General features: G+C 70.0%; 24 protein-coding genes. 11 read left to right on the top strand and 13 right to left on the bottom strand.

What is annotated here, in order from left to right:
- Positions 1-103: 103 nt before the first annotated feature.
- Genes AB0J90_RS33275 through AB0J90_RS33265 form a run of 3 tightly spaced genes read right to left on the bottom strand, consistent with a single transcriptional unit; the run spans position 104 to position 1,382 of the window.
- Positions 104-547: an SRPBCC domain-containing protein gene (locus tag AB0J90_RS33275; RefSeq protein ID WP_363602832.1), complete on the bottom strand. Its 444-nt coding sequence runs from the start codon at positions 545-547 to the stop codon at positions 104-106.
- Positions 548-579: 32 nt separating this feature from the next.
- Positions 580-933, bottom strand: a complete 354-nt coding sequence (locus AB0J90_RS33270) for a metalloregulator ArsR/SmtB family transcription factor (RefSeq protein ID WP_363602830.1) — start codon at positions 931-933, stop codon at positions 580-582.
- On the bottom strand, positions 930-1,382 hold the full coding sequence (locus tag AB0J90_RS33265; RefSeq protein WP_363602844.1) for an SRPBCC family protein: 453 nt from the start codon (positions 1,380-1,382) through the stop codon (positions 930-932). Before AB0J90_RS33265 ends, AB0J90_RS33270 begins: the two co-directional genes overlap by 4 nt.
- Before the next feature lie 472 nt (positions 1,383-1,854).
- Here AB0J90_RS33265 and AB0J90_RS33260 point away from each other — a divergent pair, with 472 nt between their 5' ends.
- Positions 1,855-2,577 (top strand): histidine phosphatase family protein, encoded by a 723-nt coding sequence (locus tag AB0J90_RS33260; RefSeq protein WP_363602828.1) that lies wholly within the window; start codon positions 1,855-1,857, stop codon positions 2,575-2,577.
- Position 2,578: 1 nt separating this feature from the next.
- On the opposite strand, the gene AB0J90_RS33255 is transcribed toward AB0J90_RS33260, so the two are convergent.
- The gene (locus AB0J90_RS33255; RefSeq protein WP_363602826.1) at positions 2,579-3,160 is read right to left on the bottom strand and encodes a TetR family transcriptional regulator; all 582 of its coding nucleotides are present in this window, start codon (positions 3,158-3,160) and stop codon (positions 2,579-2,581) included.
- Positions 3,161-3,383: 223 nt separating this feature from the next.
- Here AB0J90_RS33255 and AB0J90_RS33250 point away from each other — a divergent pair, with 223 nt between their 5' ends.
- The 3 genes from AB0J90_RS33250 (at position 3,384) to AB0J90_RS33240 (ending at position 6,585) form a co-directional block, all read left to right on the top strand.
- A complete protein-coding gene (locus tag AB0J90_RS33250; protein WP_363602824.1) occupies positions 3,384-4,838 on the top strand; it encodes an MFS transporter in 1,455 nt (484 codons plus the stop codon).
- A 222-nt stretch (positions 4,839-5,060) separates the two neighbouring features.
- The gene (locus tag AB0J90_RS33245; RefSeq protein ID WP_363602822.1) at positions 5,061-5,792 is read left to right on the top strand and encodes a neutral zinc metallopeptidase; all 732 of its coding nucleotides are present in this window, start codon (positions 5,061-5,063) and stop codon (positions 5,790-5,792) included.
- Positions 5,793-5,925: 133 nt separating this feature from the next.
- On the top strand, positions 5,926-6,585 hold the full coding sequence (locus tag AB0J90_RS33240) for an HAD family phosphatase (protein ID WP_363602820.1): 660 nt from the start codon (positions 5,926-5,928) through the stop codon (positions 6,583-6,585).
- A gap of 119 nt (positions 6,586-6,704) precedes the next feature.
- Here AB0J90_RS33240 and AB0J90_RS33235 read toward each other — a convergent pair whose 3' ends face one another.
- The 7 genes from AB0J90_RS33235 to AB0J90_RS33205 form a co-directional block, all read right to left on the bottom strand.
- The gene (locus AB0J90_RS33235; protein WP_363602818.1) at positions 6,705-9,257 is read right to left on the bottom strand and encodes an FtsX-like permease family protein; all 2,553 of its coding nucleotides are present in this window, start codon (positions 9,255-9,257) and stop codon (positions 6,705-6,707) included.
- Positions 9,257-10,024, bottom strand: coding sequence for an ABC transporter ATP-binding protein (locus tag AB0J90_RS33230; RefSeq protein WP_363602816.1), 768 nt, complete (start codon positions 10,022-10,024; stop codon positions 9,257-9,259). Before AB0J90_RS33230 ends, AB0J90_RS33235 begins: the two co-directional genes overlap by 1 nt.
- Positions 10,025-10,365: 341 nt before the next feature.
- A complete protein-coding gene (locus AB0J90_RS33225; RefSeq protein WP_363602814.1) occupies positions 10,366-12,924 on the bottom strand; it encodes an FtsX-like permease family protein in 2,559 nt (852 codons plus the stop codon).
- Positions 12,924-13,700: an ABC transporter ATP-binding protein gene (locus AB0J90_RS33220; RefSeq protein WP_363602812.1), complete on the bottom strand. Its 777-nt coding sequence runs from the start codon at positions 13,698-13,700 to the stop codon at positions 12,924-12,926. The genes AB0J90_RS33225 and AB0J90_RS33220 overlap by 1 nt, the downstream gene beginning before the upstream one ends.
- Before the next feature lie 174 nt (positions 13,701-13,874).
- A complete protein-coding gene (locus AB0J90_RS33215) occupies positions 13,875-14,579 on the bottom strand; it encodes a response regulator transcription factor (protein ID WP_363602809.1) in 705 nt (234 codons plus the stop codon).
- Entirely contained in the window at positions 14,576-15,871 is a 1,296-nt protein-coding gene (locus AB0J90_RS33210) for a sensor histidine kinase (RefSeq protein WP_363602807.1), read from the bottom strand. The genes AB0J90_RS33215 and AB0J90_RS33210 overlap by 4 nt, the downstream gene beginning before the upstream one ends.
- 161 nt (positions 15,872-16,032) lie before the next feature.
- On the bottom strand, positions 16,033-16,932 hold the full coding sequence (locus AB0J90_RS33205) for a PD-(D/E)XK nuclease family protein (RefSeq protein WP_363602842.1): 900 nt from the start codon (positions 16,930-16,932) through the stop codon (positions 16,033-16,035).
- A 176-nt stretch (positions 16,933-17,108) separates the two neighbouring features.
- Between AB0J90_RS33205 and AB0J90_RS33200 the strand changes: the two genes are divergently transcribed.
- The 3 genes from AB0J90_RS33200 to AB0J90_RS33190 are packed head-to-tail and all read left to right on the top strand — an operon-like array spanning position 17,109 to position 19,790.
- A complete protein-coding gene (locus AB0J90_RS33200) occupies positions 17,109-18,200 on the top strand; it encodes a M50 family metallopeptidase (RefSeq protein WP_363602840.1) in 1,092 nt (363 codons plus the stop codon).
- Positions 18,197-19,180, top strand: coding sequence for a tRNA (adenine-N1)-methyltransferase (locus AB0J90_RS33195; protein ID WP_363602805.1), 984 nt, complete (start codon positions 18,197-18,199; stop codon positions 19,178-19,180). Before AB0J90_RS33200 ends, AB0J90_RS33195 begins: the two co-directional genes overlap by 4 nt.
- Positions 19,181-19,217: 37 nt before the next feature.
- Positions 19,218-19,790 carry a hypothetical protein gene (locus AB0J90_RS33190; protein ID WP_326558585.1) on the top strand — a complete coding sequence of 191 codons (573 nt, stop codon included), beginning with the start codon at positions 19,218-19,220 and terminating at the stop codon, positions 19,788-19,790.
- 112 nt (positions 19,791-19,902) lie between these two features.
- Here the strand turns inward: AB0J90_RS33190 and AB0J90_RS33185 are convergent, their stop codons facing one another.
- Positions 19,903-20,199, bottom strand: coding sequence for a ferredoxin (locus tag AB0J90_RS33185; protein ID WP_363602803.1), 297 nt, complete (start codon positions 20,197-20,199; stop codon positions 19,903-19,905).
- A 181-nt stretch (positions 20,200-20,380) separates the two neighbouring features.
- Between AB0J90_RS33185 and arc the strand changes: the two genes are divergently transcribed.
- Positions 20,381-22,162: a proteasome ATPase gene (gene arc, locus AB0J90_RS33180; protein WP_363602800.1), complete on the top strand. Its 1,782-nt coding sequence runs from the start codon at positions 20,381-20,383 to the stop codon at positions 22,160-22,162.
- Positions 22,163-22,237: 75 nt separating this feature from the next.
- Here arc and AB0J90_RS33175 read toward each other — a convergent pair whose 3' ends face one another.
- Positions 22,238-22,726: a GtrA family protein gene (locus tag AB0J90_RS33175; RefSeq protein WP_363602798.1), complete on the bottom strand. Its 489-nt coding sequence runs from the start codon at positions 22,724-22,726 to the stop codon at positions 22,238-22,240.
- An 85-nt stretch (positions 22,727-22,811) separates the two neighbouring features.
- Here AB0J90_RS33175 and AB0J90_RS33170 point away from each other — a divergent pair, with 85 nt between their 5' ends.
- From AB0J90_RS33170 to AB0J90_RS33160, 3 genes are read left to right on the top strand one after another with little or no spacing between them, the layout of a single operon-like run.
- A complete protein-coding gene (locus AB0J90_RS33170; protein ID WP_363602794.1) occupies positions 22,812-24,446 on the top strand; it encodes a DUF2142 domain-containing protein in 1,635 nt (544 codons plus the stop codon).
- Complete coding sequence (locus AB0J90_RS33165) at positions 24,446-24,793, top strand: DUF2304 domain-containing protein (RefSeq protein ID WP_326558580.1); 348 nt, start codon at positions 24,446-24,448, stop codon at positions 24,791-24,793. The genes AB0J90_RS33170 and AB0J90_RS33165 overlap by 1 nt, the downstream gene beginning before the upstream one ends.
- Positions 24,790-25,587, top strand: coding sequence for a glycosyltransferase family 2 protein (locus AB0J90_RS33160; RefSeq protein WP_363602792.1), 798 nt, complete (start codon positions 24,790-24,792; stop codon positions 25,585-25,587). The genes AB0J90_RS33165 and AB0J90_RS33160 overlap by 4 nt, the downstream gene beginning before the upstream one ends.
- The last annotated feature ends 154 nt before the right edge of the window (positions 25,588-25,741 follow it).

Raw genomic sequence — 25,741 nt, 5'->3', positions numbered from 1 at the left:
CCCGATACGACAAACTCGCCGTCCGCTACCAGGCCGTCCTGACCATCACCGCCATCGGCGAGTGGCTCCGACCGGACTTATAAAACGCGCCCTAGCGGGAACGTCAGTCCCAGTTGTCGATTTTGACGTCGTGGGGATCCGGCGCGCCTTTCCCGGTCTCGATCAGGGACTTGAGGCTCATCAGGTAGAGCGCCCACTTGGTGCTGCAGTGGTGCATGAATTCCACCGGCTCCTTCCAGCCCTGATGCTTGAACAGGACGACGGCGTAGTCGTCGGCCTGGTCGAGGCCCCAGTCCACCTGGGTGCCGATCCATTCCTCGGGTCCGTCGACCACCTCCCACAGCACCCGCTTGCCCGGGTCGAGTTCGAGAACCTTCATGTCGAAACCACCGGCGCTGAACCGGAACTGAAGCAGGCCGCCGAGGTTGTCGCCGTCGCTCTGGGTGTTGGTCGTCCACCAGCCGGCGAGCCCCTCGGCGGTCGTCAGGGCCTCGTAGACCTCGGCCGCCGACGACCTGATTCCGACCCGGTGCAGGATGTCCACCATTTCGATCCTTCTTCCGGTGTTGGCTTTTGATTTCACTGCTGTGAACCGCGCTGCTCCGTGCCGCGCTGGATGGCCTCGGCGATCCGTTTGATGCGCCGGAGCCTGGCGTCCCACGCCGCCCCCACCGAGGACAACTGCGCGACCGCGCGGGCAAGCTGCGCCTCGTCCACCCGGTAGCGCCGCTCGCGCCCGGCCGGCGTGGCGTGCACCAGACCGACACGGTCGAGCACGCCGAGATGTTTCGCGATGGCCTGCCGGGTCACCGGCAGTTGCTCGCTGAGGCTGGTGGCCGTGCCGTCGCCATCGGCCAGGAGCAGGTCGAGCATCCGCCGACGGGTCGGATCCCCGACCGCGGACCACAGGTCGTCGTCGACCGCAGTGGTCACGGGGTCGACACCAGCCGCGCGAGGTACTCCCCGAGCCGGGGAACGAAGGTGTCCCAGCCGTGGATGTGGTCGTCGTAGTGCTCCGCCACCTTCGCGGCCTCCCAGCCCATCTCCCGGAACCCGGTTTCGGTGAGTCGAATCCTGGTGCCGGTGCCCGACGGGGTGAGCTCGAACGTGATCAGCAGCGAGTTCGCGGAATCTTCGACCGTTCCCTCGGGGTAGCACCAGCGGAACGAGAACAGTCGGGGCGGCTCGGCGGTCACCACCCGCATCGGGACGACCGTCGCCCGGTCGCCCCAGACGAGTTCACCGACCGTGCCGGGAGTCACGTCGAACTCGGCGTCGTCAGTCCACCACTGCGAGATGTGCTCGGGGCTGCTGACGACCTCGAAGACCACCTCGGGTGGGGCGTCGACGTGGATCTCCCGTTCGATGCTGCCGTACTCCATGCTGGTCACTCTTCCTCGATGTGCAACGTTTGGTTGCGCATTACGCTAGCCGTCCGCCCAGCTTCCCGCAACCATCGGTTGCCTATCGAGTCGGCCGGAGCGCCGAGCCCCCTGATCGAGGTCGACCGGCGCGGCTAGTGCGAGCGAGGGGAGACGCTGCGGGCGTGGGACACGCTGGGGCACGCGCACCGGCACCCGGCTGGCCCGGCGGCACGACCGGCCCGTGCCGGCGGAGTTGTTCGCCCAGCTCGACGGCGTGCTGTGAGCCTGGGCGGATCCGGGGACCCGACGGACGGAAGATCACCGTAGGGTACGGCGAATGGGTGCAATCAAGCCGTGGCATTTGGTCTTACTGTCGATCGTCTGTCTGCTGCCGCTGTTCGCCGCGACGCTCGGCGGCGTGCTCTGGGCGATGTCCCGTCGCCGCCGCAACCGTTGACCCTGGTAACCGACAGAGGGACGGGGTGATGTCGTGGGCCGTCGAACCCCACCCGCCGAGATCGCGGAGTTGACGGTGGTCCGGCACGGGCAGAGCACCGCCAACGCGGCGTTCGCCCTGGCCGAGGCGGCGGGCAGGGACGAGTCCGGGGTCACCGGGCGGGACGCCGACATCACGCTCTCGCCGCTCGGGCAGGCGCAGGCGGTCGCGCTCGGGCACCGGCTCGGGGCACTCGCGGTGCAGCACCGGCCGCAGGTGGTGCTCTGTTCGCCGTACCTGCGGGCGGTGCAGACCTGGCGGCTGGCGGCGGACGCGGCGCGGGCGGAGGGCGGCCCGGACCTGCCGGCGCCGCGGGTCGACGACCGGCTGCGGGACCGGGTCATGGGCGAGTTGGAGTTGCTGACCGGCGCGGCGATCGCCGCACGGTTTCCGGCCGAGGCGGCCCGCCGGGCCGCCGTCGGCGAATTCCACTGGCGTCCGCCGGGCGGCGAGTCATTGCTGGACGTCGCCGCCCGCCTCCGGGCACTGCTCGCCGACGTACGCCGGGAGCACGCAGGAGTACGGGTGCTGCTGGTGGCGCACGACTCGGTGGTGTTGATGTTGCGTCACCTGGTCGAAGGGCTGTCGCTGGCGGACCTGGAATCGGTCGTCCGGGGCGGGATGGTCGCGAACGCCTCGATCACGCGTTGGGCGGGCGGAACCGGGCGGTTGGTGCTGGCCGAGTACAACTCGGTGACGCACCTGCGCCCGGAGTGAGTCAGCCCCTCGGCGCCTGGGGGCGCAGGCCGTCGAGGGCCATGTCGAGCACCCGGTCGAGCTGGCTGGGCTCGCTCACCTTGATCATCGTGATGCCGCTGACCAGCCGCATCACGTCGTCGATGTTGGTGTCGGTGCGCACCACCCCGGCAGCCTGGGCGCGTACGAGCAGCGGCCGGCCGGCGTCGTATACCTCGGTACGGCACCGCTGGAAGATCTCGGAGTCGTGCAGCAGTTCCTCGGCCAGCGCCCGCTTGGTGGCGATGTATCCGACCAGCCGGTGCAGCCAGTCGACCAGTGCCTCCCACGGCGGTGCGTCGGCCAGGTCGTTGGCGGAGCGGGACAGTGCCTCGACCTCGTCGACGTAGACGGCTTCGAAGAGGTCGCGGCGGGTCGGGAAGTGTCGGTAGAGCGTCCCGATGCCCACCTGTGCCCGCCGGGCGATGTCCTCCAGCGAGGCCGACGACCCGTGCTCGGCGAAGGCGTCGCGCGCGGCGGAGACCAGGTTCTCGTAGTTGCGCAGCGCGTCGGCCCGCTTCGGGCGTCGGGAGAGGGTCTCGGGTACCTGTGCGGCGCTCGTCACAGCCGGGTCTCCCTGCTTCCGTTGCGACCGGAGGTATCCCTCCGGTAATGTTTTCGGAGGCACCCCTCCGGTAACGTCCGGAGGGAACCCTCCACATACTTTACCTCCCCGTCGGAACGGGGTGGGCGTAGCACGTTCGCTCGATGTCCGCCCGCCGGACGACCAGGCGCGCCGGTCGGGCCATCGGCAACATCTATCCCAGCTACTTCGTAAGGAAGTTCTCGTGGCATCGACCACCAGACGTACCCCTCGGCAGTTGACCTTTGCCGTACTCGCGGCCGGCGCCGGCTTCTTCGCGATGATGCAGTCGCTGATCAGCCCGGTGCTCTCCACGATCCAGCACGACCTGCACACCTCACAGAGCACGGTCACCTGGGTGCTGACCGCGTACCTGCTCTCCGCCGCGATCTTCACGCCGATCCTCGGCCGGGTCGGCGACATGGTCGGCAAGGAACGCATCCTGGTCCTCACCCTGGTCGGCCTCGCGGTCGGCTGCCTGCTGGCCGCGATCGCACCGAACATCACCGTGCTGATCATCGCCCGGCTCATCCAGGGCGTCGGCGGTGCGGTCTTCCCACTGTCGTTCGGCATCATCCGAGACGAGTTCCCGGCGTCGCGGATGTCCTCCGCGATCGGCGCGATGTCGGCCATCATCGCGGTCGGTGGCGGCCTGGGCGTCGTGCTCGCCGGGCCGATCGTCGGCCTGCTCGGTTACCGGTGGCTGTTCTGGATCCCGCTGATGATCGTGGCGCTGACGGCGCTGGCGGCGTACCTGCTCGTGCCCGAGTCGCCGGTCCGCAACCGAGGCCGGATCAACCTGCTCTCCGCGGCACTGATGTCGGGCTGGCTCGTCGCGCTGCTGCTGGCGGTCAGCGAGGCACCGAAGTGGGGCTGGACCTCGACGAAGGTGATCGGGCTGCTGGTCGTAGCGGTCGCGGTCTTCGCCGCCTGGGCCGCCACCGAGGTCCGCTCGACCAACCCCCTGATCGACATGCGGATGATGCGACTGCCAGCGGTCTGGGCCACCAACCTGGTCGCGCTCCTGTTCGGCGGGGCGATGTTCGCCCTGTACGGCTTCCTCCCGCAGTTCACCCAGACCCCCGCCGCGGCCGGCTACGGCTTCGGCGCGAGCGTCACCGAGGCTGGCCTGCTGATGCTGCCGATGCTGGTCACCATGTTCGTCGCCGGTCTGCTCAGCGGGCGGCTCGAAGGGGTCTTCAGCGCGAAGGCGCAACTCGTCACCGGGTCGGCGTTCAGCGTCGTGGCCTGCGCCGCGCTCGTCGTGGCACATGACGAGCGTTGGCAACTCGGAGCGGCCGCCGCCGTCTTCGGCCTCGGTATCGGCCTGGCCTACTCGGCGATGACGAACCTGATCGTGAAGAGCGTGCCCGCCCACCACACCGGTGCCGCGGTCGGGATGAACGCCAACATCCGTACGATCGGCGGCGCGATCGGCGCGGCCATGATGAGCAGCATCGTGACCAGCAACCTCCAGTCGAGCGGACTGCCCCGGGAAGCCGGCTACAGCCACGGGTTCGCCCTGCTGGCCGGGCTCTCCGTGCTGGCCGTCGCGGCGGCGCTGCTCGTACCGACCATCCGGCGTACGCCCCGCCCGGTCACCGACCAGACGCCGAACCCGCTGGTATCGCCCACACCGATCGGCGCCGGCAGCCGGTAGACACCGGTGGGAGGGACGAGAAACCGGCTGGCCGTACTACACGGTCGGCCGGTTTTTCCGTACCCGAACCCGGCAGCCGCGGGGATCCCCGTCTACCGCACACCCCGCGCTCGGTACGCCGACGGGCACCTGCCAATGTGGATCGTGGTCAGGAACCGGCCGGGCGGGAATTATGGAACCACCGCCGGACGCCGGGCGGCCACGATCGCCGAGGAGGTCGCCATGCGGACAGCAACCGGGTACCGATCCGGGCGGAGTGCGGGACTGCTCGGCCTGGTCGCGGTGCTGGTGGTCACGCTCGCCTGCGCGATCGGACCCGGTACGACAGGGGAGGAGCCGGCCCCCGCTCCGGCGCCCTCGTCGGGTGAGCCGGTCGACGGCTCGGGCACCGTCGAGGAGTTCGAGCGGGACATCCCGGGCGCGGTCCGGCTCGCCGAGCTGTACTGGGACGCGCGGTTCACCGAGTCCCGGCAGCAGTTCCAGCCGGTGCGACGGGTGTTCGCGTACTCCCGCGACGGCGAGGTTTCCTGTGGTCAGCAGCCGCTGCCACGCAACAACGCGGTCTACTGCCCGGCCGGGGACTTCATCGCGTACGACGTGAACTGGGCGGTGGCCGCGTTCCGGCAGATCGGGGACGCGTTCCTGTTCTTCCTGCTCGGCCACGAGTACGCCCACGCGATCCAGGCGCGGCTCGGCATCTCGCACCAGTTCACCATCCAGGCGGAACTCCAGGCCGACTGCATGGCGGGGGCGTACATCGGTGACTCGGTGCAGGAGCGGCAGCTCGACCTGCAGGACGGTGACCTGGACGAGTTCCGGACCGGGCTGGTCGCGGTCGGCGACGACCCCGACCAGCCGTGGTTCGCCGAGGGCTCGCACGGCACCGCCGAGCAGCGGATCGATTCCTTCTTCCGCGGCTACGAGCGCTCCTTCGCCGCCTGCGATCTGACCTGAACCCGCCCGCACCCTGAGGGATCGGCCACAGTTCACCCCGAGTACGCGCACCGCCCCGACCCGTGCTTGGCATGATCGGGGGATCAGCGCTCGTACCCGGGAGGATCCCCTGACTGGCCAGCATCCAGCCGCCGTGCTCTTCGACATGGACGGCACGCTCGTCGACAGCGAGAAGCTGTGGGACGTCGCCCTGCACGAACTGGCCGCCCACTACGGCGGTCGGCTCTCCGAGCCCGCCCGGATGGCGATGATCGGCTCCAGCATGGCCAGCTCGATGGCGATCCTCAACACCGACCTGGCACAGGACCGGGACCCGGCGTACGGCGCGGCCTGGCTGGAGAAGCGGATGGCCGAACTCTTCGTCGCCGGTCTGCCCTGGCGTCCCGGCGCCGTCGGGCTGCTGGACCTGGTGCGGGCCGCCGGGATACCGACCGCGCTGGTCACCTCCACCGCCCGGCAACTGGTCGAGGTCGCCCTCGAAACGCTCGGACGGGACCGGTTCGACGTGGTGGTCTGCGGCGACGAGGTGCTGGCCACGAAACCGGATCCGGAGCCGTACCTGACCGCCGCCCGGATGCTCGGGGTGCCGATCGAGCGGTGTGTGGCGATCGAGGACTCTCCGGCCGGGGTAACCAGTGCGGTTGCCGCCGGTGCCGCCGTACTCGCGGTGCCCAGTGAGGTGCCGCTGGGCCGGGTGGACGGCGTACACCTGTTGGAGAGCCTGACCGGTGCGGACCTGGACCTGCTCGCCCGCCTGGTGGCCCCGTTGGACCTGCCCACCTCGCCGGCCTGAGACGTGCGGTGGGGGGGGGGGGGCCCCCCCCCCCCCCCCCCCCCCCCCCCCCCGCGCGGGGGGGGGGGGGGGGGGGCGCCCCCCGCCGCCGCCCCACCACCCCCATTCCCCCGGAGCGGCTATTCGTGCGCGATCGCGCCCAACACGTTGATCCGGGCGGCGCGGATCGCCGGCAGCACCGCCGCGACCACGCCGACCACCGCCGCCAGCCCGATCAGTACGCCGAGCTGTGCCCACGGCAGCACCAGATCGGTGATGCCGTCGTCGCGTAGCGCGCGGACCACCGCCGCGCCCAGCCCGGTGCCGACAGCCATCCCGAGCAGCGCACCGAAGACCGAGATCACCACGGCCTCCACGGTCACCATCCACATGGTCCGGGCCCGGTTGAGCCCGATCGCCCGCAGCAGCCCCAACTCGCGGGTCCGCTCCAGCACCGACAGCGCCAGCGTGTTCACGATCCCGAGTACGGCGATCAGGATCGCCAGCGCCAGCAGGATCTGGATCATTCGGAGCAGGGTGTCGAACTGCCCGGTCTGCTGCTCGATGAACAACGCCCGGTCCGCGACCGACACCTCGGGACTGTCCGCGAGCAGCGATTCGACCGCCGGCAGCACCTGCCCGACCGACGTACCCGGATCCAGTTGCAGGTAGCCCTGCGACGGCCGGGGGATGGCGAAGTCCTTCGTCGCGCCGGGAGGCAGCAGGAAGCCGCTGTACAGCTCCGACTCGGCGTAGATGCCGCTGACCGTGTAGGTGTGCGGGTCGCCCCGGGACAGCTGCACCGGTACGGTGGCGCCGACGGTCAGGCCGAGGTCCCGTGCGGTGTCGGCGTCGATCAGCACCTGGTCCGGGGTGAGCGCGTCGACGCTGCCGGCGGTCGCCTTCACCCCGTAGATGTCCCGCACCGCCGCCACGTCGTTGGTGGCGTTGACGAATTCGCGTTGGCCGTCGACCAGCGCCATGTCACCCCAGAAACCGGCGACCGCCTTCACCCCGGGCAGGGCGGCGGCCCGCTCCAGGACCACCGGGTCGAAGGTCGGCGGCCGGGGCCCGGACTGCGCACCGGAGATCACCAGGTCGGCGCTGATGGTGTCCTCGGCCAGGCCGGAGATGCTCGACTTGGCCGAGTCCAGGATGATCGTCACGCCGGTGACCAGCGCGATGCCGATCATCAGGGCGGCGGCGGTGATCGCCGTCCGGCGCGGGTTGCGGCCGGAGTTGAGCCGGCCGAGCTTGCCCGGCACCGACCAGGAGAAGATCCGGCCGAGCAGGGACACCACCGGTCGGCTGATCACCGGGGTCAGCAGGGCCACCCCGATGAACGCGAGCAGTACGCCGCCGAGGATGGTGCCGAGGATCGCGTCGCCGGCCGTACCGGTCAGACCCAGGGCCAGCAGCCCGGCGCCGAGCACCGACACCACCGCTCCGGCCACGGTGAGCTTGGTCAGCGGGCGGTCCGGCGTGGCCACGTCCTGCATCGCCGCGATCGGCGGGATCCGGGACGCGCGCATCGCCGGGATCAGCGCGGCGACCACCGTGATCAGGATCCCGACCGCGAACGAGCTGATCACCGCGGTCGGTGGCACACCCACGCCGGCCAGTTCCAGGCCGCCGCCGAACTGCCCGAACGCGTACGCCAGCAGCGCACCGACCCCGATGCCGGCGCCCAGGCCCAGGATCGAGGCGACCAGGCCGATCGCCACCGCCTCGACCAGGACCGAACGGATCACCTGCTTGCCGCTGGCCCCGATCGCCCGCATCAGGGCCAGCTCACGGGTGCGCTGCGCCACGATGATCGAGAAGGTGTTGAGGATCAGGAAGGTACCGACCAGCAGCGCCACCCCGGCGAAGCCGAGCAGGATCTGGTTGAAGAAGGCGAGTCCCTCCTTCAGCCCGGCAGAGGAGTCGGCGGAGAGCTGCTTGCCGGTCTTCACCTCGTACCCGTCGCCGACCGCCGCCGCGACCCGGTCGCGCAGTGTGGCCTGGTCGACCCCGTCCTGGGCGCGTACGGAGATGTTGGTGAAGACGTTGGTCTCCCCGAGCATCAGCCGCTGGGCGACCGGGTCGGTGAACGCCACCTCGTTGACCCCGCCGAGGCTGTCCCGGTCACCGCTGTAACCGAAGACCCCGACCAGGGTGAACTCCTGTTTCGGGGCCAGGTCGACCAGTACGCCGACCCGGTCGCCGACCTTGACCTTGGCCGCCTTGGCCAGGCCGGCGTTGATCACGATCTCGGTGTCGGCGGTCGGCGCGCGGCCCTCGCGCAACTTCACCAGGTCGTCCTCGCCGGTCCAGTTCTCGCCCAGTTGCGGCGGCCCGAACGAGGTGACGACCTTGCCGTTGCTGCCGATCAGGCGGGCACCGTCGGTCGCCACCACCCCGGTGGCCTCGGCGACACCGGGCACCTTCCGTACGGTGTCCAGCGTCGCCGCCGGCAGCGGGTTCGCGAGCTGTTCGCCCTCGAACTCGTTCACCGCGATCTTCGGTTTCGCCGCCACGTTCACGTCGGTGTTGGCGTACGCGTCGCTGAACACCGAGTCGAAGGAACGCCCGAGCGTGTCGGTGAGCACGAACGAGCCGGAGACGAACATGACGCCCAGCACCACGGCCAGCCCGGACAGGATCAACCTGACCTTGCGGGCGAGCAGGCTCTTCAGGGTTGCGCGCAGCATCAGAGCGCCGCCTCGGCGAGCCCGTCGAGCTTCTTCATCGTGTCCAGCACGGTCTCCGGCGTCGGTTCGATCAGTTCGGAGACGATGGCGCCGTCGGCGAGGAAGATGACGCGGTCGGCGTAGCTGGCGGCGACGGGGTCGTGGGTGACCATGACGATGGTTTGGTGGTGGTTGCGGACGCTGTCGCGGAGGAAGGTGAGGACTTCTGCGCCGGCTCGGCTGTCGAGGTTTCCGGTGGGTTCGTCGGCGAAGATGACGTCGGGTTTGGCGACGAGGGCGCGGGCGCAGGCGACGCGTTGTTGTTGGCCGCCGGAGAGTTGGTTGGGTCGGTGGTGGAGTCGGTCGGCTAGTCCGACGGTTTTGATGACGGTGTTGTACCAGTCGGGGTCTGGTTTGCGGCCGGCGATGGAGAGGGGGAGGAGGATGTTTTCTTCGGCGGTGAGGGTGGGGAGGAGGTTGAATTGTTGGAAGATGAAGCCGACTTTGTCGCGGCGGAGTTTGGTGAGTCCGTTGTCGTTGAGTCCGGTGACGGTGGTGTCGCCGATGTGGATGGTGCCGCGGGTGACGGAGTCGAGTCCGGCGAGGCAGTGCATGAGGGTGGATTTGCCGGAGCCGCTGGGTCCCATGATGGCGGTGTAGCGGGCTTGTTCGAATTCGGCGGTGACTCCGCGTAGGGCGATGACCTGTGCTTCACCGCTGCCGTACACCTTCCACACTTCGTTGGCACGCGCAGCCGCCTGCGTATTCTGGCCTACCGTCGCGGTCACTCGAATTCTCCTTCGATGAAAGTCTGATCCGTCCGGGCACCCTGGTCCGGCCGGCAGTCTCCATCGTCGGTGCCGCCAAAGCCCGACTCGTCCACCCCTGGGTGGAGCCACAGCGGATATTCCGCTGCGGGTCGGCCCGGATGCCACACTCAGGGTTGCCCCTGACTGCTAGCGACCCATTCCGATCGCCCTACCGGATCTTTCCGCAACAGAGCGCTTCGTGTGGTGATTTGACCGGATCGCCGACCGTGCCTCACCCGGTCATCCAGCGCCTTCCAGCGACAGAGACGGCAGTGCGGGGCGGGCGCGAACGCCCACCCCGCACTCGTACCGCCGGTTGTCTACTCGTACGAGATCGCCTGCAGCACGTTGAGTCGCGACGCCCGCCAGGCCGGCCACGCGGCGGCCAGCACCCCGGCCAGCGCGGCCGCGACCAGGAATCCGACGAGCTGCAGGTACGGCAGCGCGACGATCGAGATCGCGTCCAGGTTGCGCAGCACCTCGGTGACCGTCACCCCGAGCGCCACCCCGAGTCCGACCCCGAGCAGGCAGCCGAAGACGGCCATCAGCAGTGACTCCACGCCCACCATCGCCAGGATCTGCGGGCGGCCCATGCCCACCGCACGCAGCAGGCCCAATTCCCGGGTGCGTTCGTAGATGCTCAGCACCAGGGTGTTGATGATGCCGAGGAACGCCACCAGTACGGCCAGCGCCAGCAGCACGTAGAAGATCACCAGCAGTTGGTCCACCGCCGAGGTCTGCTGCTTGATGAAGCTCGCCTGGTCGACCACGCTGACCAGCGGGTAGTCGGCCATGAGCTGCTCGACCTGGCGGGTCACCGCGGCCACGTCGGTGCCCTCGGAAACCTGGACCAGGCCCTGGAAGGCCAGCGGCCCGGCGAAGTACTGCACCTGCGACGGCGGCAGGATCACGCCGTTGGCCACCGCCGTCCGCTGATAGATCCCGGCGATCGTGTACGTCCGGTCGCCCCCAACCGGCATGGTGACCACGAAGGTGCTGCCGAGCTTCCAGCCGTTGGTCTCCGCGGTGCCGTCGTCGACGATCGCCTCGTTGTCCCCGCTCGGGGTCAACGTGCCGGACACCTGCTCCATCGACATCAGGGACCGGGCGGTGGGCAGGTCGGCCGCCTGGACGTACGAGTTCGCGTTGCCGTCCAGCGGCAGCACCGCGAGATGGGTCGCGAGTACCTGCGTGACGCCGGGAATCCGGGCCGCCTGTTCCAGCCGGGCGGGGTCGAACCCCTCCTTGCCGCTCGGTGGCGCCACCACCCCCGTGGTCACGATGACCGCGGCGCTCAGGTCGTTCTCCACCAGGTCCGTGACGCTGGCCTTCAGCGACGCGCCGATCACGCTGACCGCGCTGACCAGGGTCACGCCGACCATCAGCGCCGCCGCGGTCACCGCGGTCCGGCGCGGATTGCGCAGCGTGTTGCGCCGGCCGATCCCGGTCGCGGCGCCCCAGCTCACCAGGAGGCCGATCGTGCCGGCGACCGGGCGGGTCAGCGCCGGGGAGAGCAGCGCCACCCCGACCACCGCGAGCAGTACGCCGCCGCCGAGCGCGACCGCGGTCAGCCCTTCCACCCCGACCAGACCGATGCTGAGCAGTGCGATGCTGATCGCGGTGATCACCCCGCCGGTGATGGTCAGCGCGCGCAGCGATTTGTCCGGCCGGACCACGTCGCGCATGGCCGCGATCGGCGGCACCCCGGCGGCGCGGACCGCCGGGACCAGCGCCGCGATCACCGTCATCACCACGCCGACCAGGTACGACGCGATGATGGCGGTGCTGCTGACGGTGAGTCCACCCTCCGGCAGCGGGAAACCGGCGGCGGAGGCGAGCGCCTGTAGCCCGGCCGCGACCGCGATGCCGGCGCCCAGCCCCAGGGTGGACGCGATCACGCCCACCACCAGCGCCTCGACCAACACGCTGCCGGTGACCTGCCGCCAGCTGGCGCCGAGCGCCCGCAGCAGCGCCAGCTCCCGCGACCGCTGGGCAATGATGATGTTGAAGGTGTTGAAGATCAGGAACATTCCGACCAGCAGCGCGATCAACGCGAAGCCGAGGAAGAACCAGTTCACGAACGTCAGTAGCTGCTTCAGCTGGGAAGCCTGCTCGTCGGCTGCCTCCTGGCCGGTGATCGCCTCGAACCCGGTCGGGGTGACCGTGGCGACCCGCTGCTTCAGCGTCTGCTGCGACACCCCCGGCTCGGCCTCGAGCTGGGCGGCGCCGAACACCCCGGTGGTGCCGTAGAAGAGTCGCTGCGCCTCCGGCACGGTGAAGCCGACCATCGTCTCGCCGCCGAGCGATGTCCGCCCACCGGAATACTCCAGCAGACCGACGACAGTCCACTCCGGGCTGGTCGCGCTCCGCGGCACGTAGATCTTGATCCGGTCACCGATCTGGTGCCCGGTCTGCTCGGCCGTGTAGCGGGTCAGGGTGACCTCGCTGTCGGCCTGTGCCGCCCGACCCTCCGCCACGTGCAGCAGGCCGTCGGCGACGAAGTCGTCGTCGGCCAGCCCGATGCCGAGGTGCGGGGCGCCCGCCGGCAGTGCCTTGCCGTTGTCCTTGCGGAACGGGGTGATCCCCTCCGAGCTGGCGTCCCCGGCGACCGAGCGGACCCCGTCCACCGCGGCCAGCCGATCCAGGTCGGCCTCGGTCAGCAGCGGCGGGGTCACCTCCTCCTGCGCCTCGTCGGTGGCCTGCACCTGGACCGCCACGTCCTTGTTGAGGGTCTGGAACAACTGCTCGAACCGGCCGCCGAGGCTGTCGGTGAGCACGAAGGCACTGGCCACGAACATCACGCCGAGGATGATCGCGAAACCGGACAGGACCAGCCGGAGCTTGCGCGAGAGCAGGCTCTTCAGCGTGGCACGCAGCATCACGCCACCTCGGCCTGGTGGGCCAGCACGTCCAGGTGCTTGAGGGTGTCGAGCACCGCTTCCGCCGTGGGATCGGTCAACTCGTCCACGATGGCGCCGTCGGCGAGGAAGATGACGCGGTCGGCGTAGCTGGCGGCGACGGGGTCGTGGGTGACCATGACGATGGTTTGGTGGTGGTTGCGGACGCTGTCGCGGAGGAAGGTGAGGACTTCTGCGCCGGCTCGGCTGTCGAGGTTTCCGGTGGGTTCGTCGGCGAAGATGACGTCGGGTTTGGCGACGAGGGCGCGGGCGCAGGCGACGCGTTGTTGTTGGCCGCCGGAGAGTTGGTTGGGTCGGTGGTGGAGTCGGTCGGCTAGTCCGACGGTTTTGATGACGGTGTTGTACCAGTCGGGGTCTGGTTTGCGGCCGGCGATGGAGAGGGGGAGGAGGATGTTTTCTTCGGCGGTGAGGGTGGGGAGGAGGTTGAATTGTTGGAAGATGAAGCCGACTTTGTCGCGGCGGAGTTTGGTGAGTCCGTTGTCGTTGAGTCCGGTGACGGTGGTGTCGCCGATGTGGATGGTGCCGCGGGTGACGGAGTCGAGTCCGGCGAGGCAGTGCATGAGGGTGGATTTGCCGGAGCCGCTGGGTCCCATGATGGCGGTGTAGCGGGCTTGTTCGAATTCGGCGGTGACTCCGCGTAGGGCGATGACCTGTGCTTCACCGCTGCCGTACACCTTCCATACGTCATTGGCACGCGCCGCTGCCGTAGCGCCGGCCGCGGGTGTAGTCCCCGTCACGATCTCTCCCTCGTTCGATGACGACGGTTGCCGTCCTGGGTCACGCTAGGTGGCCGGGGCAATCCGGCCATCCTGCCGACGGAGGGTTTTGCGGTACGACCGTCGTACCCTCCGGCTCCGACCACAGGAGGGTACGGGCTCGGCACGCTACGTCGCACGACCGTTATCGGTGCGTCACGCGCCCGGACGGATCAATCCCGATTCGTACGCCAACACGACCGCCTGCACCCGATCCCGCAGACCGAGTTTGGTGAGTACGTGTCCGACATGCGTCTTGATCGTGGTTTCACTGATCGACAACGTGCGCGCGATCTCCGCGTTGGACAGTCCCCGGGCAATGTGCACCAGCACCTCACGCTCCCGATCGGTGAGCACGTCGAGCGCCTTCGGCGGGGTTGCCGACGGGTCGGGCAGCACACCGGCGAACTGGTCCAGCAGCCGCTTGAGGATGCGTGGGGCGACCACCGCCTCACCGGCGGCCACCGTACGGATCGCGGTCACCAGGTCGTCGGCCGGTACGTCCTTGGCCAGGAAGCCACTCGCACCGGCCCGCAACGCCCCCACCACGTACTCGTCCAGGTCGAACGTGGTCAGGATGAGCACCCGTACCGGCAGCCGGGACTCGACGATCACCCGGGTCGCCGCCACCCCGTCCATCCGTGGCATCCGGATGTCCATCAGCACCACGTCGGGCAGCAGCCGACGGGCCAGGTCGACCGCCTCGGCACCGTCACCCGCCTCGCCCACGATGTCGAGGTCACTCTCGGCGCTGAGCACCATCCGGAACCCGGTACGCAGCAACGGCTGGTCGTCGGCGAGCAGGATCCGTACCGGACGCGCACCACCCCGCGTATAGCCAACCTCGCGGTGCTCGGTCACGCCGTCTCCTCGTTGCTCGGTACGCCGAGGCGTTCCATCGGTACCTTCGCGTACACCCGGAAGCCGCCGCCCGGGCGGGGGCCGGTACGCAGGGTTCCACCGTAGAGGGCGACCCGCTCCCGCATCCCGACCAGGCCGTGTCCGGCCAGGTTGGGGTCGAGCGAAGGGCCCCGCCCGGTGTCGAGGATCTCGACCACCAGCCAGTAGACGCCGAAGGTCAGCCGGACCTGTGCGGTGGCCGTACCAGCGTGCTTGAGCGCGTTGGTGAGCGCCTCCTGCACGATCCGGAAGACGGTCAGGGCGAGGCTGGGCTCCAACGGTGCCGGCACGCCGTCGATCCGCAGGGTGACCGGCAGACCCGCCTCGCGTACCTGGTCGACCAGCGACTCGAGGCCGGCGAGTCCGGGCTGAGGGGTGAGGTCGGCGGCCGGCTCGGCGTCGGTACGCAGCACGTCGAGCAGCCGGCGCAGCTCCCGCAGGGTGGTCCGGCCGGTCTCCGCGATGCTGTCCAGGGCCTCGTCCGCGGCGGCCGGGTCGCGGGGCAGCACCCGCCGGGCGCCGGTCGCCAGCACGCTCATCACGCTGACGTGGTGCGCCACCACGTCGTGCAGCTCCCGGGCGATCCGACGCCGCTCGTCGGCGACCGCCTGGTCGGCCATGGAGCGCTGGTTCTCCTCGGCGACCCGGGCACGTTCCTCCAGCGCCCGGATGGTCGCCCGGCGGGCGTGCACCGTACGTCCGACGAAAAAGCAGACCAACGCGATCAGCACGTTGGTGAAGAGCAGGTAGCCGCCGGAGACCCCGATCTGGTCCCGAGCTACGGGCAGCGCCAGGGCGGTGACCAGGATCGGCACCCAGAGCGCGGTGGCCACGAGTATTGCCCGGCGCAGGGTGAGCCCGGCCGCCGCGGTGTACGTCAGCAGGATGAACGCCACCACCGCGGTCAGCGGTTGGTGCCCGTCGACCACCGCGGCGGCAAAACCGGTCAGCGCGAGTGCCACCGCGGCCGGCAGCCACACCCGGTGCAGCACGATCGGCACCGCGCAGACCAGACTCCAGGTGATCGTTCTCGGCCATCCGTCGGTTACGGCCCCCGGTGGTCCGGTCGCCACCAGCAGCACCTCTACCAGCACCACCAGTCCCGCGAGCAGGACGTCGCGGCCGAGCACGACCGGGTCGTACCCGGTGGGAAGCAGGCCCCGCCAGCGGCCGGTGGGCGGGGGCGGCCCGGCGTCCGGCGCGGTCCGACCCGGCGGCCGGTCGAGGGCGGCCGGGACGTCGATGCGGGTCATCTCCGCACGGTAGCCGCTGTCGGGGCGGTGTCGTCCGGACCCGGAGGTGGAGCGCGCCTCCTCCTCCGGGAGGAGGGCGCCCCGTCCCGGGAGGAGGGCGCCCCGTCCCGGGAGGAGGGCGCCCCGTCCCGGGAGGAGGGCGACCCGTCTTGGGAGGAGGCCTACTCGTCCACGGCGGGCCCTGCGGCCCGGCTCGGTTGCTCCGGCACGACCGCGGTGATCGTCAGTTCCGGGAACGGCGGCGGCGTGCCGCCGAAGGCGGGACAGAGCGCTTGGTGGCTGCACCAGTCGCAGAGCCGGCTCGGCTTCGGCCGGAAGTCCTGCTTCGCGGTGGCCTGCTCGATCGCCCGCCAGAGGGCGACCAGTGTGCGTTCGAACCGGGCGAGTTCGTCGGCGTCCGGCGCGTAGTCGCAGATCTCGGCGTCCTTGAGGTAAAGCAGCCGGAGCACCTTCGGCACCACCCCGCGGGTACGCCAGAGCACCAGCGCGTAGAACTTCAGCTGGAACAGCGCACGTGCCTCGAACGCCTCCCGGGGCGCGCCGCCGGTCTTGTAGTCGACCACCCGCAGCGCCCCGTCCGGGGCGACGTCGAGCCGGTCGATGTAACCCCGGATCAGCAACTCGTCGTCGACGACCGTGGAGATCAGCGTCTCCCGCTCGGCGGGCTCGAGCCGGCGCGGATCCTCCACGGTGAAGTAGCCGTCGAGCAGCCGGCGGGCCGAGCCGAGGAACTCGGTCACGTCGATCGCCGCATCCTCGGGGAACAGGTCGGTCAGCTCCGGCTCCCGGGCCACCAACTCGTCCCACTGCGGTATCACCAGGTCGCCCGCGGCCGCCGGCGTGCGGTCCACCGCGGGCAGGTCGAAGAGGCGTTCCAGCACCGCGTGCACCAGGGTGCCGCGGATCTGGTCCAGGCTGGTCCGCTCGGGCAGCCGGTCGATGCTGCGGAACCGGTAGAGCAGCGGGCAGGTCTTGAAATCCGCCGCCCGCGACGGCGAGAGGGAGGGCCCGGGGGGCCGCTCGGTCACCGGGGATCGCCCGGCCGTCTGCTTCGTCACCATCTCCGCCACCATGACCGGAAGGCTAGGCCACCGGTACGACGGTTACGCGGGCACGGGGCCCGCAAGCATGCCGCGGGCGAGCTTGCTCCGCGCAGTTACGTAGCATCGACACGGTGCAGCAGAGTTCAAGACGGCAAACCCGGCCGGACCGCCGTCCCGGCCTCGCCGTCGGGCGGGTGCTCGGGGTACCGGTCTACGTCAACGCCTCGATGGTGCTGCTGGCCGTCCTGGTGACCGTGGTGTACGGCGAGTTCGTCCGTCGTGAGCTGGAGCTGTCGCAGGTCACCGGCTACCTGGTGGGCTTCGGATTCGTGGTCTGCCTGCTCGGTTCGGTGCTGTTGCACGAACTCGGCCACGCGGTGACCGCCCGCCGGCACGGCATCGGCGTACGCGGGATCACGCTGGAACTGCTGGGCGGCTACACCGAGATGGACCGCGACGCCCCGACGCCCCGGGTGGACCTGCTGGTCTCGCTCGCCGGCCCGGCCGTGTCGCTGGTGCTGGGCCTGGCCGCGGTGGTGGCCACCGTACTGTTGCCCGATCGCACGCTGCCCGACCAGTTCGCCCTGCAACTGGCGGTGAGCAACCTCATCGTGGCGGTCTTCAACATCCTGCCCGGTTTGCCGCTCGACGGCGGCCGTGCGTTGCGTGCCCTGGTCTGGGCGGTCAGTCGGGATCGGCACCTCGGCACCGAGGTCGCCGGCTGGGCCGGCCGGGCCGTCGCGGTTGTCACCGCTGTGCTGGTCGGCGTACTGACCTGGGTCGGGCTGATCGCACCGCTGGGGCTGGCCCTGATGGTGCTGGTTGCCTTCACCCTCTGGCAGGGTGCCGGCCAGTCCATCCGGATGGCCCGGATCAGCCGTCGGTTCCCCCTGATCGACCTGCACCAACTTGCCCGACCGGTGTTCCGGGTGCCCACCGGAACACCGCTGGCCGAGGCCCAGCGGCGGGGCTTGGACGCCGGGCCGGCGCCGGTGGCGCTGGGCGTCGACGACTCGTCGGGTCGGCTGGTCGCCCTGGTCGACCGGGCCGCCGCCGAGGCGGTGCCGGTGGACCGGCGGCCATGGGTCGCGGTCGACACGGTGGCCCGTGGCCTGGACGGACTCCCGACCCTCCCGGTCGGGCTGGACGGCGAGGAGGTCATCCAGGCCGTGCAGACCGACCCGGGCGCGCAGTATCTCGTGACGTCAGGCGAAGATGTCGTCGGCGTTTTGCACATCGCCGATCTGGCGCAGCTCCTGGAGCCGAAACGAAAGATGACTCAGTGACCGCACAGCCCACCACCGCCCACCCCACCGACGCCGAACCGGTACCGGCCCACCGTGGCCCGTTCCGGCCGGGTGACCGGGTGCAGTTGACCGATCCGAAGGGTCGGATGCACACGATCACGTTGGAGGGCGGCAAGTCGTTCCACACCCACCGGGGTGCGCTCGAGCACGACGACCTGATCGGGCTGCCCGACGGCAGTGTGGTCACCTCCGCGGGCGGGACCGCCTACCTCGCGCTGCGTCCGCTGCTCTCGGACTACGTGCTCTCGATGCCCCGTGGCGCCCAGGTGATCTACCCGAAGGACGCCGCGCAGATCGTCGCCATGGGCGACATCTTCCCCGGTGCGAAGGTGCTCGAGGCCGGTGCCGGTTCCGGTGCGCTGGCCTGCTCCCTGCTGCGTGCGGTCGGCCCGACCGGTGAGCTGCACTCGTACGAGTTGCGCGACGACTTCGCCCAGATCGCCCGGCGCAACGTGGAGGCCTTCTTCGGCGGCCCGCACCCGTCCTGGCACCTGACCGTGGGCGACGTGGCGACCTGCCAGGAGCCGGAGTTCGACCGGATCATCCTCGACCTGCTCGCCCCGTGGGACGTGCTCGACCTGGTGGCGCGCACGCTGGTGCCCGGTGGTGTGTTCATCGGTTACGTGGCCACCACCACCCAGCTCTCCGACCTGGTGGAGGCGTTGCGTGAGCGCGGCGGCTTCACCGAGCCCCGGGCCTGGGAGTCGCTGGTGCGCGACTGGCATCTGGAGGGGCTGGCGGTGCGCCCCGACCACCGGATGATCGCGCACACGGCGTTCCTGGTCTCCGCGCGCAAGCTGGCACCCGGCGTGACCGCGCCGCCGCGGCGTCGCAAGCCCAGCAAGGGCGTCGAGGCGTACGCGGCGCGCAAGGCGGGACTGCGGGCGGCAGAGCAGGCCGCTCGGGACGCGGAGTCGGCGACGCTCGCCCCGGCGGGTGGCGTGGACGAGGCGGGGTAGAGGGACGTGCAGTGATCATCAACCTCGGGAGGTCCGCATGAGCAGGCCCACCTTCGGCGGCGGGGACCTCCCCGCCGTCTTCCCGGACTGGTCGCCGTACCAGGACCTGGAGTCGGCGGCGCGGGCGTACCTCCGCGACCCCGAGGTGGCGCTGGAGGCGTTGGGCGGCGTGCTGCGTGGCGCCTCCGTGCTGGGTTTCACCCTGGAGCGGTTCGTCAACGAGGTGAACGGGGTCTGGCAGGAGGTGGCGGTCTGCGACGGCAGCCGGCTGATCCTCTGGCACGGCGAGGACATCCCGCCGGACGACGGCCCGGCCGGGTCGATGACCTCGTCGCTGCGGGTCGTGCCGGTTTCGACGGTGACCGAGGTGGGATGCCGGCGGCGGCTGACCCGGACCCCGAGCGGCGGCGTACGCGTCGACAGCATCGACGTGTACCTGCTGCTCAGCTCGTTGGACGAGGGGGTGCCGGCGGACGAGGTGGTGGGTTCGCCCCGGCACGACGCACTGCGTTTCGGCAAGACGTTCGACGACGGCGGTGCGGGGCAGATCGCCCGGCTCGAGGAGTTTGCCCGACTGGTCGCGTCGGTGCTCGGTCGTCCCATGCTGTGACCGGTCCGGCTGGGTGTTTCCCCCGGCCGAGCCGGCTAGAACCGCCGGATCCCGATCCGCCGCGCCGCGCGGTCGCGCGCCCGGGTCGGTGAACCGGTCGTCCGCGCCCGGATCAGTCCTCGGCGTCCGGACCGGCGACCTCGACGTCGTCCCGGCTGCGCAGCACGTGGATGCAGTCGCCCGGGCACTCCTTGGCCGCGTCGATCACGTCGAGCCGCAGATGGGCGGGTACGTCGACCCGGCTGCCCGGGGCGAGCAGCATCTCGCCCGAGCCGTTCTTGACGTACGCCAGGCCGTCGATGTCGAACTCGAACACCTCCGGGGCGTACTGGACGCACAGGCCGTCGCCCGTGCAGAGGTCCTGGTCCACCCAAACGCGCAGCTCATCGGTCTCGGTCTGGGTTACCACGATGACCCCTCCATCCGTTCGTCCGGCACGTACCCGACGGTACCCGAACGCCCCCGTACGACCCCAGCGGCGTCCCCCGTGACGATCAAGGTTCGGTGACGAGGGTGTTGCATGGGACCGAATCGGCGTCATAGCGGCTAGTGTTAGGGCAGAACGTTCAAGCCCCCCGGGGAGGTGGGACGTGGCACGCAGCGACGACGCGGACTCGCGCGCCGCACGGTGGGAGAAGGAGGCCCACGATCTCTCCACCCAGGTCGCGTTCCTTCAAGAGGAACTGGCCTTGGTGCGGCGCAAGCTGACCGAAAGCCCCCGACACGTCCGGCAGCTCGAGGAGCGACTGGCGGCTACCCAGGCGCAGCTAGCTCGACTGACCGAGAACAACGACCGGCTCGTGAGCACCCTCAAAGAGGCACGGGCCCAGATCGTCACGCTCAAGGAAGAGATCGACCGGCTGGCTCAACCACCCAGCGGGTACGGCGTCTTCCTCGCGCGGCACGACGACGGCACGGTGGATGTCTTCACCGGCGGTCGGAAGCTGCGCGTGGCGGTATCTCCGTCACTGGAGGTCGACGAGCTACGACGTGGTCAGGAGGTCCTGCTCAACGACGCGCTCAACATTGTTGACGCGTTCGGCTTCGAGCGGGTCGGAGAGGTCGTGATGCTCAAGGAGGTGTTGGAGAGTCCCACCGGCGGTCCGGGTGACCGGGCCTTGGTGATCTCCCACGCCGACGAAGAGCGGATCGTGCATCTCGCCGAGACACTGATCGGCTCGTCGATTCGAGCCGGCGACTCGCTCATGATCGAACCGCGCTCGGCGTACGCGTACGAGCGCATCCCAAAGAGCGAGGTGGAGGAACTCGTCCTCGAGGAGGTGCCCGACGTCGACTACAGCGACATCGGTGGCCTCCAGTCCCAGATCGAGCAGATCCGGGACGCGGTCGAGTTGCCGTTCCTGCACGCCGAGCTGTTCCGGGAGCACCAGTTGCGCCCGCCGAAGGGCATCCTGCTCTACGGTCCGCCGGGCTGCGGGAAGACCTTGATCGCCAAGGCGGTGGCAAACTCGCTGGCGAAGAAGATCGCCGAGCGGCGTGGTGAGCAGAAGCACACCAGCTACTTCCTGAACATCAAGGGTCCGGAGCTGCTCAACAAGTACGTCGGCGAGACCGAGCGGCACATCCGGTTGATCTTCCAGCGAGCTCGGGAGAAGGCCGGCGAGGGCACTCCGGTGATCGTGTTCTTCGACGAGATGGACTCGGTGTTCCGCACCCGCGGCTCCGGTGTCTCCTCGGACGTGGAGAACACGATCGTTCCACAGCTGCTCAGCGAGATCGACGGCGTGGAGGGGCTGGAGAACGTCATCGTGATCGGCGCCTCCAACCGGGAGGACATGATCGACCCGGCCATCCTGCGCCCGGGCCGACTCGATGTGAAGATCAAGATCGAGCGGCCGGACGCCGAGGCGGCCCGGGACATCTTCTCCAAGTACATCCTCACCGGGCTGCCACTGCACTCGGACGACCTCACCGAGCACGGGCAGGATGCCCAGGCGACGGTGGCGGCCATGATCGAGGCCGTGGTCCTGCGGATGTACTCCGAAACCGAGGAGAACCGGTTCCTCGAGGTCACCTACGCCAACGGTGACAAAGAGGTGCTCTACTTCAAGGATTTCAACTCCGGCGCGATGATCCAGAACATCGTCGACCGGGGCAAGAAGATGGCGATCAAGGAGTTCCTCTCCTCCGGACGCAAGGGGCTGCGCCTGCAGCACCTGCTCGACGCCTGCGTCGACGAGTTCCGGGAGAACGAGGACCTTCCCAACACCACCAACCCGGACGACTGGGCTCGGATCTCCGGCAAGAAGGGCGAGCGGATCGTGTACATCCGTACGCTCGTCTCCGGGGGCAAGGGCGCCGAGGCCGGCCGCTCCATCGAAACCGCCAGCAACACCGGTCAGTACCTCTGACCTGATCAGCGATGAACGGGGGGCGACGCAGCACGCGTCGCCCCCCGTTGCCGATCGTGCCGGTGGTACCCGGACTCAGCCGAGCTTCCGGTCCGCCGCCGTCGCGGTCGGGTCGCGGAAGACCCAGGCCCGGTAGACGACGAAGTTGAGCGTGGTCAGCACCACCAGCGCCACGCACTTGGCCACGAGATAGTTCAGCCCGAGCCCCGCCAGCGCCGCCACCATGAGCACGGTGAGCACCCAGTTGACGCCGACCAGGATGAGGTAGCGGACGAGCTGCCCGCCGGCCCCGCCGGTCGAGGAGAAGACCCAGCTCCGGTTGAGCAGGAAGTTCAGCCCGGTCGAGGTCACCACGCCGACGAACGTCGCCAACGGCAGCCAGACGTTGAACGCGCCGTGCAGGAGCCACAGCAGGCCGGTGTCGAGCGCCGCGCTCCCACCGCCCACCACCAGGTACCGGACGAAACCGGTGTTGAGGAGTCGGCGTACCAGGCCGCTCGGCCGGGTGGATCCGGACGCGGGCACCCGGGTGTCGGGAGTGCTCTGGTCGGCAGTCGTCGTCACGACCGGTGAGCATAGCCGCGTACGCGCCGCGGTGCGCTTGCACCCGAACCCGCTCGTGGCCGGACATCGAGTACCCTCGGCACCCGTGACCACCCCCATGGCCGCACCCGTACGGCCACACCCGTCAACCCGGCATTCCACAGGTCTGCTACTGCGGGTGATGCTGCCGTTCGCCGGCTTCTTCCTGTTGTTCGCGGCCTGGGCTGTCGCCACGCCCTACGACGGCACGCCGGACGAGATGCGGCACATCCAGCACGCGTACGGGGTGGCCTCCGGCGACATCGCCCCCGCACCGGCGAAAGAGGGCAAATTTCCCGGCGCCTACCACGAGGTGCCGAAGAGCCTGATCCGGAGCAACTGCTTCGCGCACCACCCGGACCAGGACGCGAGCTGCGTCCGGGGGCCCGGCGGCGACGACACCCTGGTCCGGGTGCTCACCCCGGCCGGTCGCTACAACCCGGCGTACTACCTGACCGTCGGCTGGCCGCTGGTGCTCTCCCCGAACATGGCCGGCGTCCTGCTCGCCCGGCTGGTCAGTGCCGCCCTGGTGGCCGCCCTGTTCGCCTGGGCGACCTCGGTGGCCCTGACCCTGCGTCACCGCCTGGCGTTCGGCGGCATCCTGGTCGCGGTCACCCCGATCACCGCGCACCTCGCCGGAGCGGTCAACCCGAACGCGATCGAGATCGCCGCAGGTGCGGCCATGGTCGTGGGACTGATCGCCGTCCTGCTGGAGCCGGACGGTGCCGGCCGGCGACGGTCCGCCTGGTGGCTCACCGGCGTGGGCGGCGCGGTGCTGCTCACCGTACGGTCGGGTGGACCCGCCTGGTTCGCGGTCATCGCCGCGGTTCTGCTCGTCGGGCTGAGCCTGCCGGCGTACCGCGCCCTGCTGCGGTCCCGGCGGTTCTGGATCTTGTCCGGCGCGCTCGCCGCGACCGGGATCGCCTCGGTCGGCTGGACCCTCTGGAAGAAGACCGCCGAGATCACCCCGAACGGCGTGGGTAGTCGGCACCTGAGCCTGGTCGGCGCGATGAAGATCGAGATTTTCGACCGGTGGAACAGCTACATCCAGGAACTGGTCGGGGTGCTCGGCTGGCTGGACACCCCGCTGCCCATGCTGATCAACCTCGCCTGGTACTTCTCGGTCGGCACCCTGGTCCTGCTGGCGCTCGCCCTGGGTGGGAACGCCGCCCGCTGGCGGGTCGCCGGACTCGGCGCGCTGGGCATGCTGGTGCCGAGCGTGATCGAGGCGATCAACGTCAACGAGTACGCGTTCATCGGCCAGGGGCGGTACTTCCTGCCGCTGCTGGTCGGGGTGCCGATCCTGGCCGCGTACACGGTGGCCGAGAGCGGCCTGGTCGACCCGTTGCGCAAGCTGATCCGGCTGTTCGTCGTCCTGCTGGTCCCCGCCCACCTCGGCGCCCTCGCCTACACGATGGTGCGGTTCCAGAAGGGGTTGCCGCCCCGGCGAGGGGTGATCTCGTTCAACGTCCTGGGCGGTGAGTGGCACCCGGCGCTCGGATCGGTCACCCCGATCCTGCTCGCCATCGTGGCCGGCGCCATCCTGATCGCCTCCCACTGGCGTCTCACCGCGCCGGACCGGGTGCTGCCCGCCGGCCCCGCCGCCGAGCCGGTCGGGCTCCGACCCGATCTGCAGCCCGCGGAACGGGAGCTGGTCGACGTCGTCACCGCCCCGCGTGCGCGAGAGGAACGGACCAACTGATGCGACTCACCCTGCTGACCGGAATCACCGGGCTGGTCCTGCTGGTGGTCGTGGTCGAGTTGATGCGCCGCCGCCAACTGCGGGAGAAGTACGCCGCACTCTGGATCGGCGTCGCGCTGGTGGCGCTGCCACTGGCCTTCTTTCCCCGGCTTCCGGACGAGATCGCCGGCGCGCTCGGCGTGGTCAGCGGTGTCAGCCTGGTGCTCTTCGGCGGCGTGGTCTTCCTGCTCCTGATCAGCATCCATCTGAGCTGGGAACTCAGCCGCCTGGAGGAGGAGACCCGGGTGCTGGCCGAAGACGTGGCGCTGCTGCGGGCCGAGGTCCGCCGGGAAGAGGTGGAACGGTGATCGCGGACCAGCGGATCCTGATCGTCATCCCGGCCTGGAACGAGGCCGGCTCCATCGCCGACGTGGTACGCGAGGTCGGCACCGCCCTGCCCACCGTCGACGTGCTCGTGGTCGACGACGGTTCGCGGGACCGGACCTCGGCGCAGGCCCGGTCCGCCGGCGCGGCGGTGCTGCAACTGCCGTACAACCTCGGAGTCGGTGGGGCGATGCGGCTCGGCTACCGCTACGCCCGCGACCACGGTTACGACGTGGCCATCCAGGTCGACGCGGACGGCCAGCACGACCCGCTGTTCGTGCCCGAACTGGTGGCTGCCCTGGACCACGCCGACCTGGTGATCGGCGCCCGGTTCGCGGGGGTCGGCGACTATGCCGTACGGGGTCCACGTAAGTACGCGATGTCGTTGCTCGCGGGCGTACTGAGCCGGATCACCGGGTCGCGGCTGACCGACACCACCTCCGGGTTCCGGGCCGCCAACCGTCAGGTGATCGAGCTGTTCGCCCGCGCCTACCCGGTGGAGTACCTCGGCGACACCGTCGAGACCGTGGTGCACGTGGCCCGGGTCGGCCTGCGGGTGGTGCAGGTCCCGGTCGCCATGCGGGCCCGGATGGCCGGTACGCCGAGCCAGTCCGTCGCCAAGGCCTCGTTCTACCTCGGACGGGCGATGGTGGTGCTGGGCCTGGCACTGGTGCGCCGCTACGAGCCGATCCCGACGCCGACGCCCCGCCCGCTGGTGCCGAGCCAACGGCAACCGGTCGACGCGGAGTCGTACCCGGTGCCTGTTCGGGGCGAGTAGCGCGGACCCGGCTCCCGGCGGCGGTCCGCAAGGGCGCACAACCGCGCGCAACGGGGTGACACCGGCCAATAGGTGCATTCCGCGGCCGTGTCGTCACATCGGGCGAACGGATGAGCCTGAAAGCGGACTACGCTCGCCTCATGGAAGAGGAAAG

The sequence above is a fragment of the Micromonospora sp. NPDC049523 genome (assembly GCF_040676775.1).
In the GTDB taxonomy this organism is placed as follows: Bacteria; Actinomycetota; Actinomycetes; order Mycobacteriales; family Micromonosporaceae; genus Micromonospora_G.
This window is presented reverse-complemented; position numbering and strand designations above follow the sequence as displayed.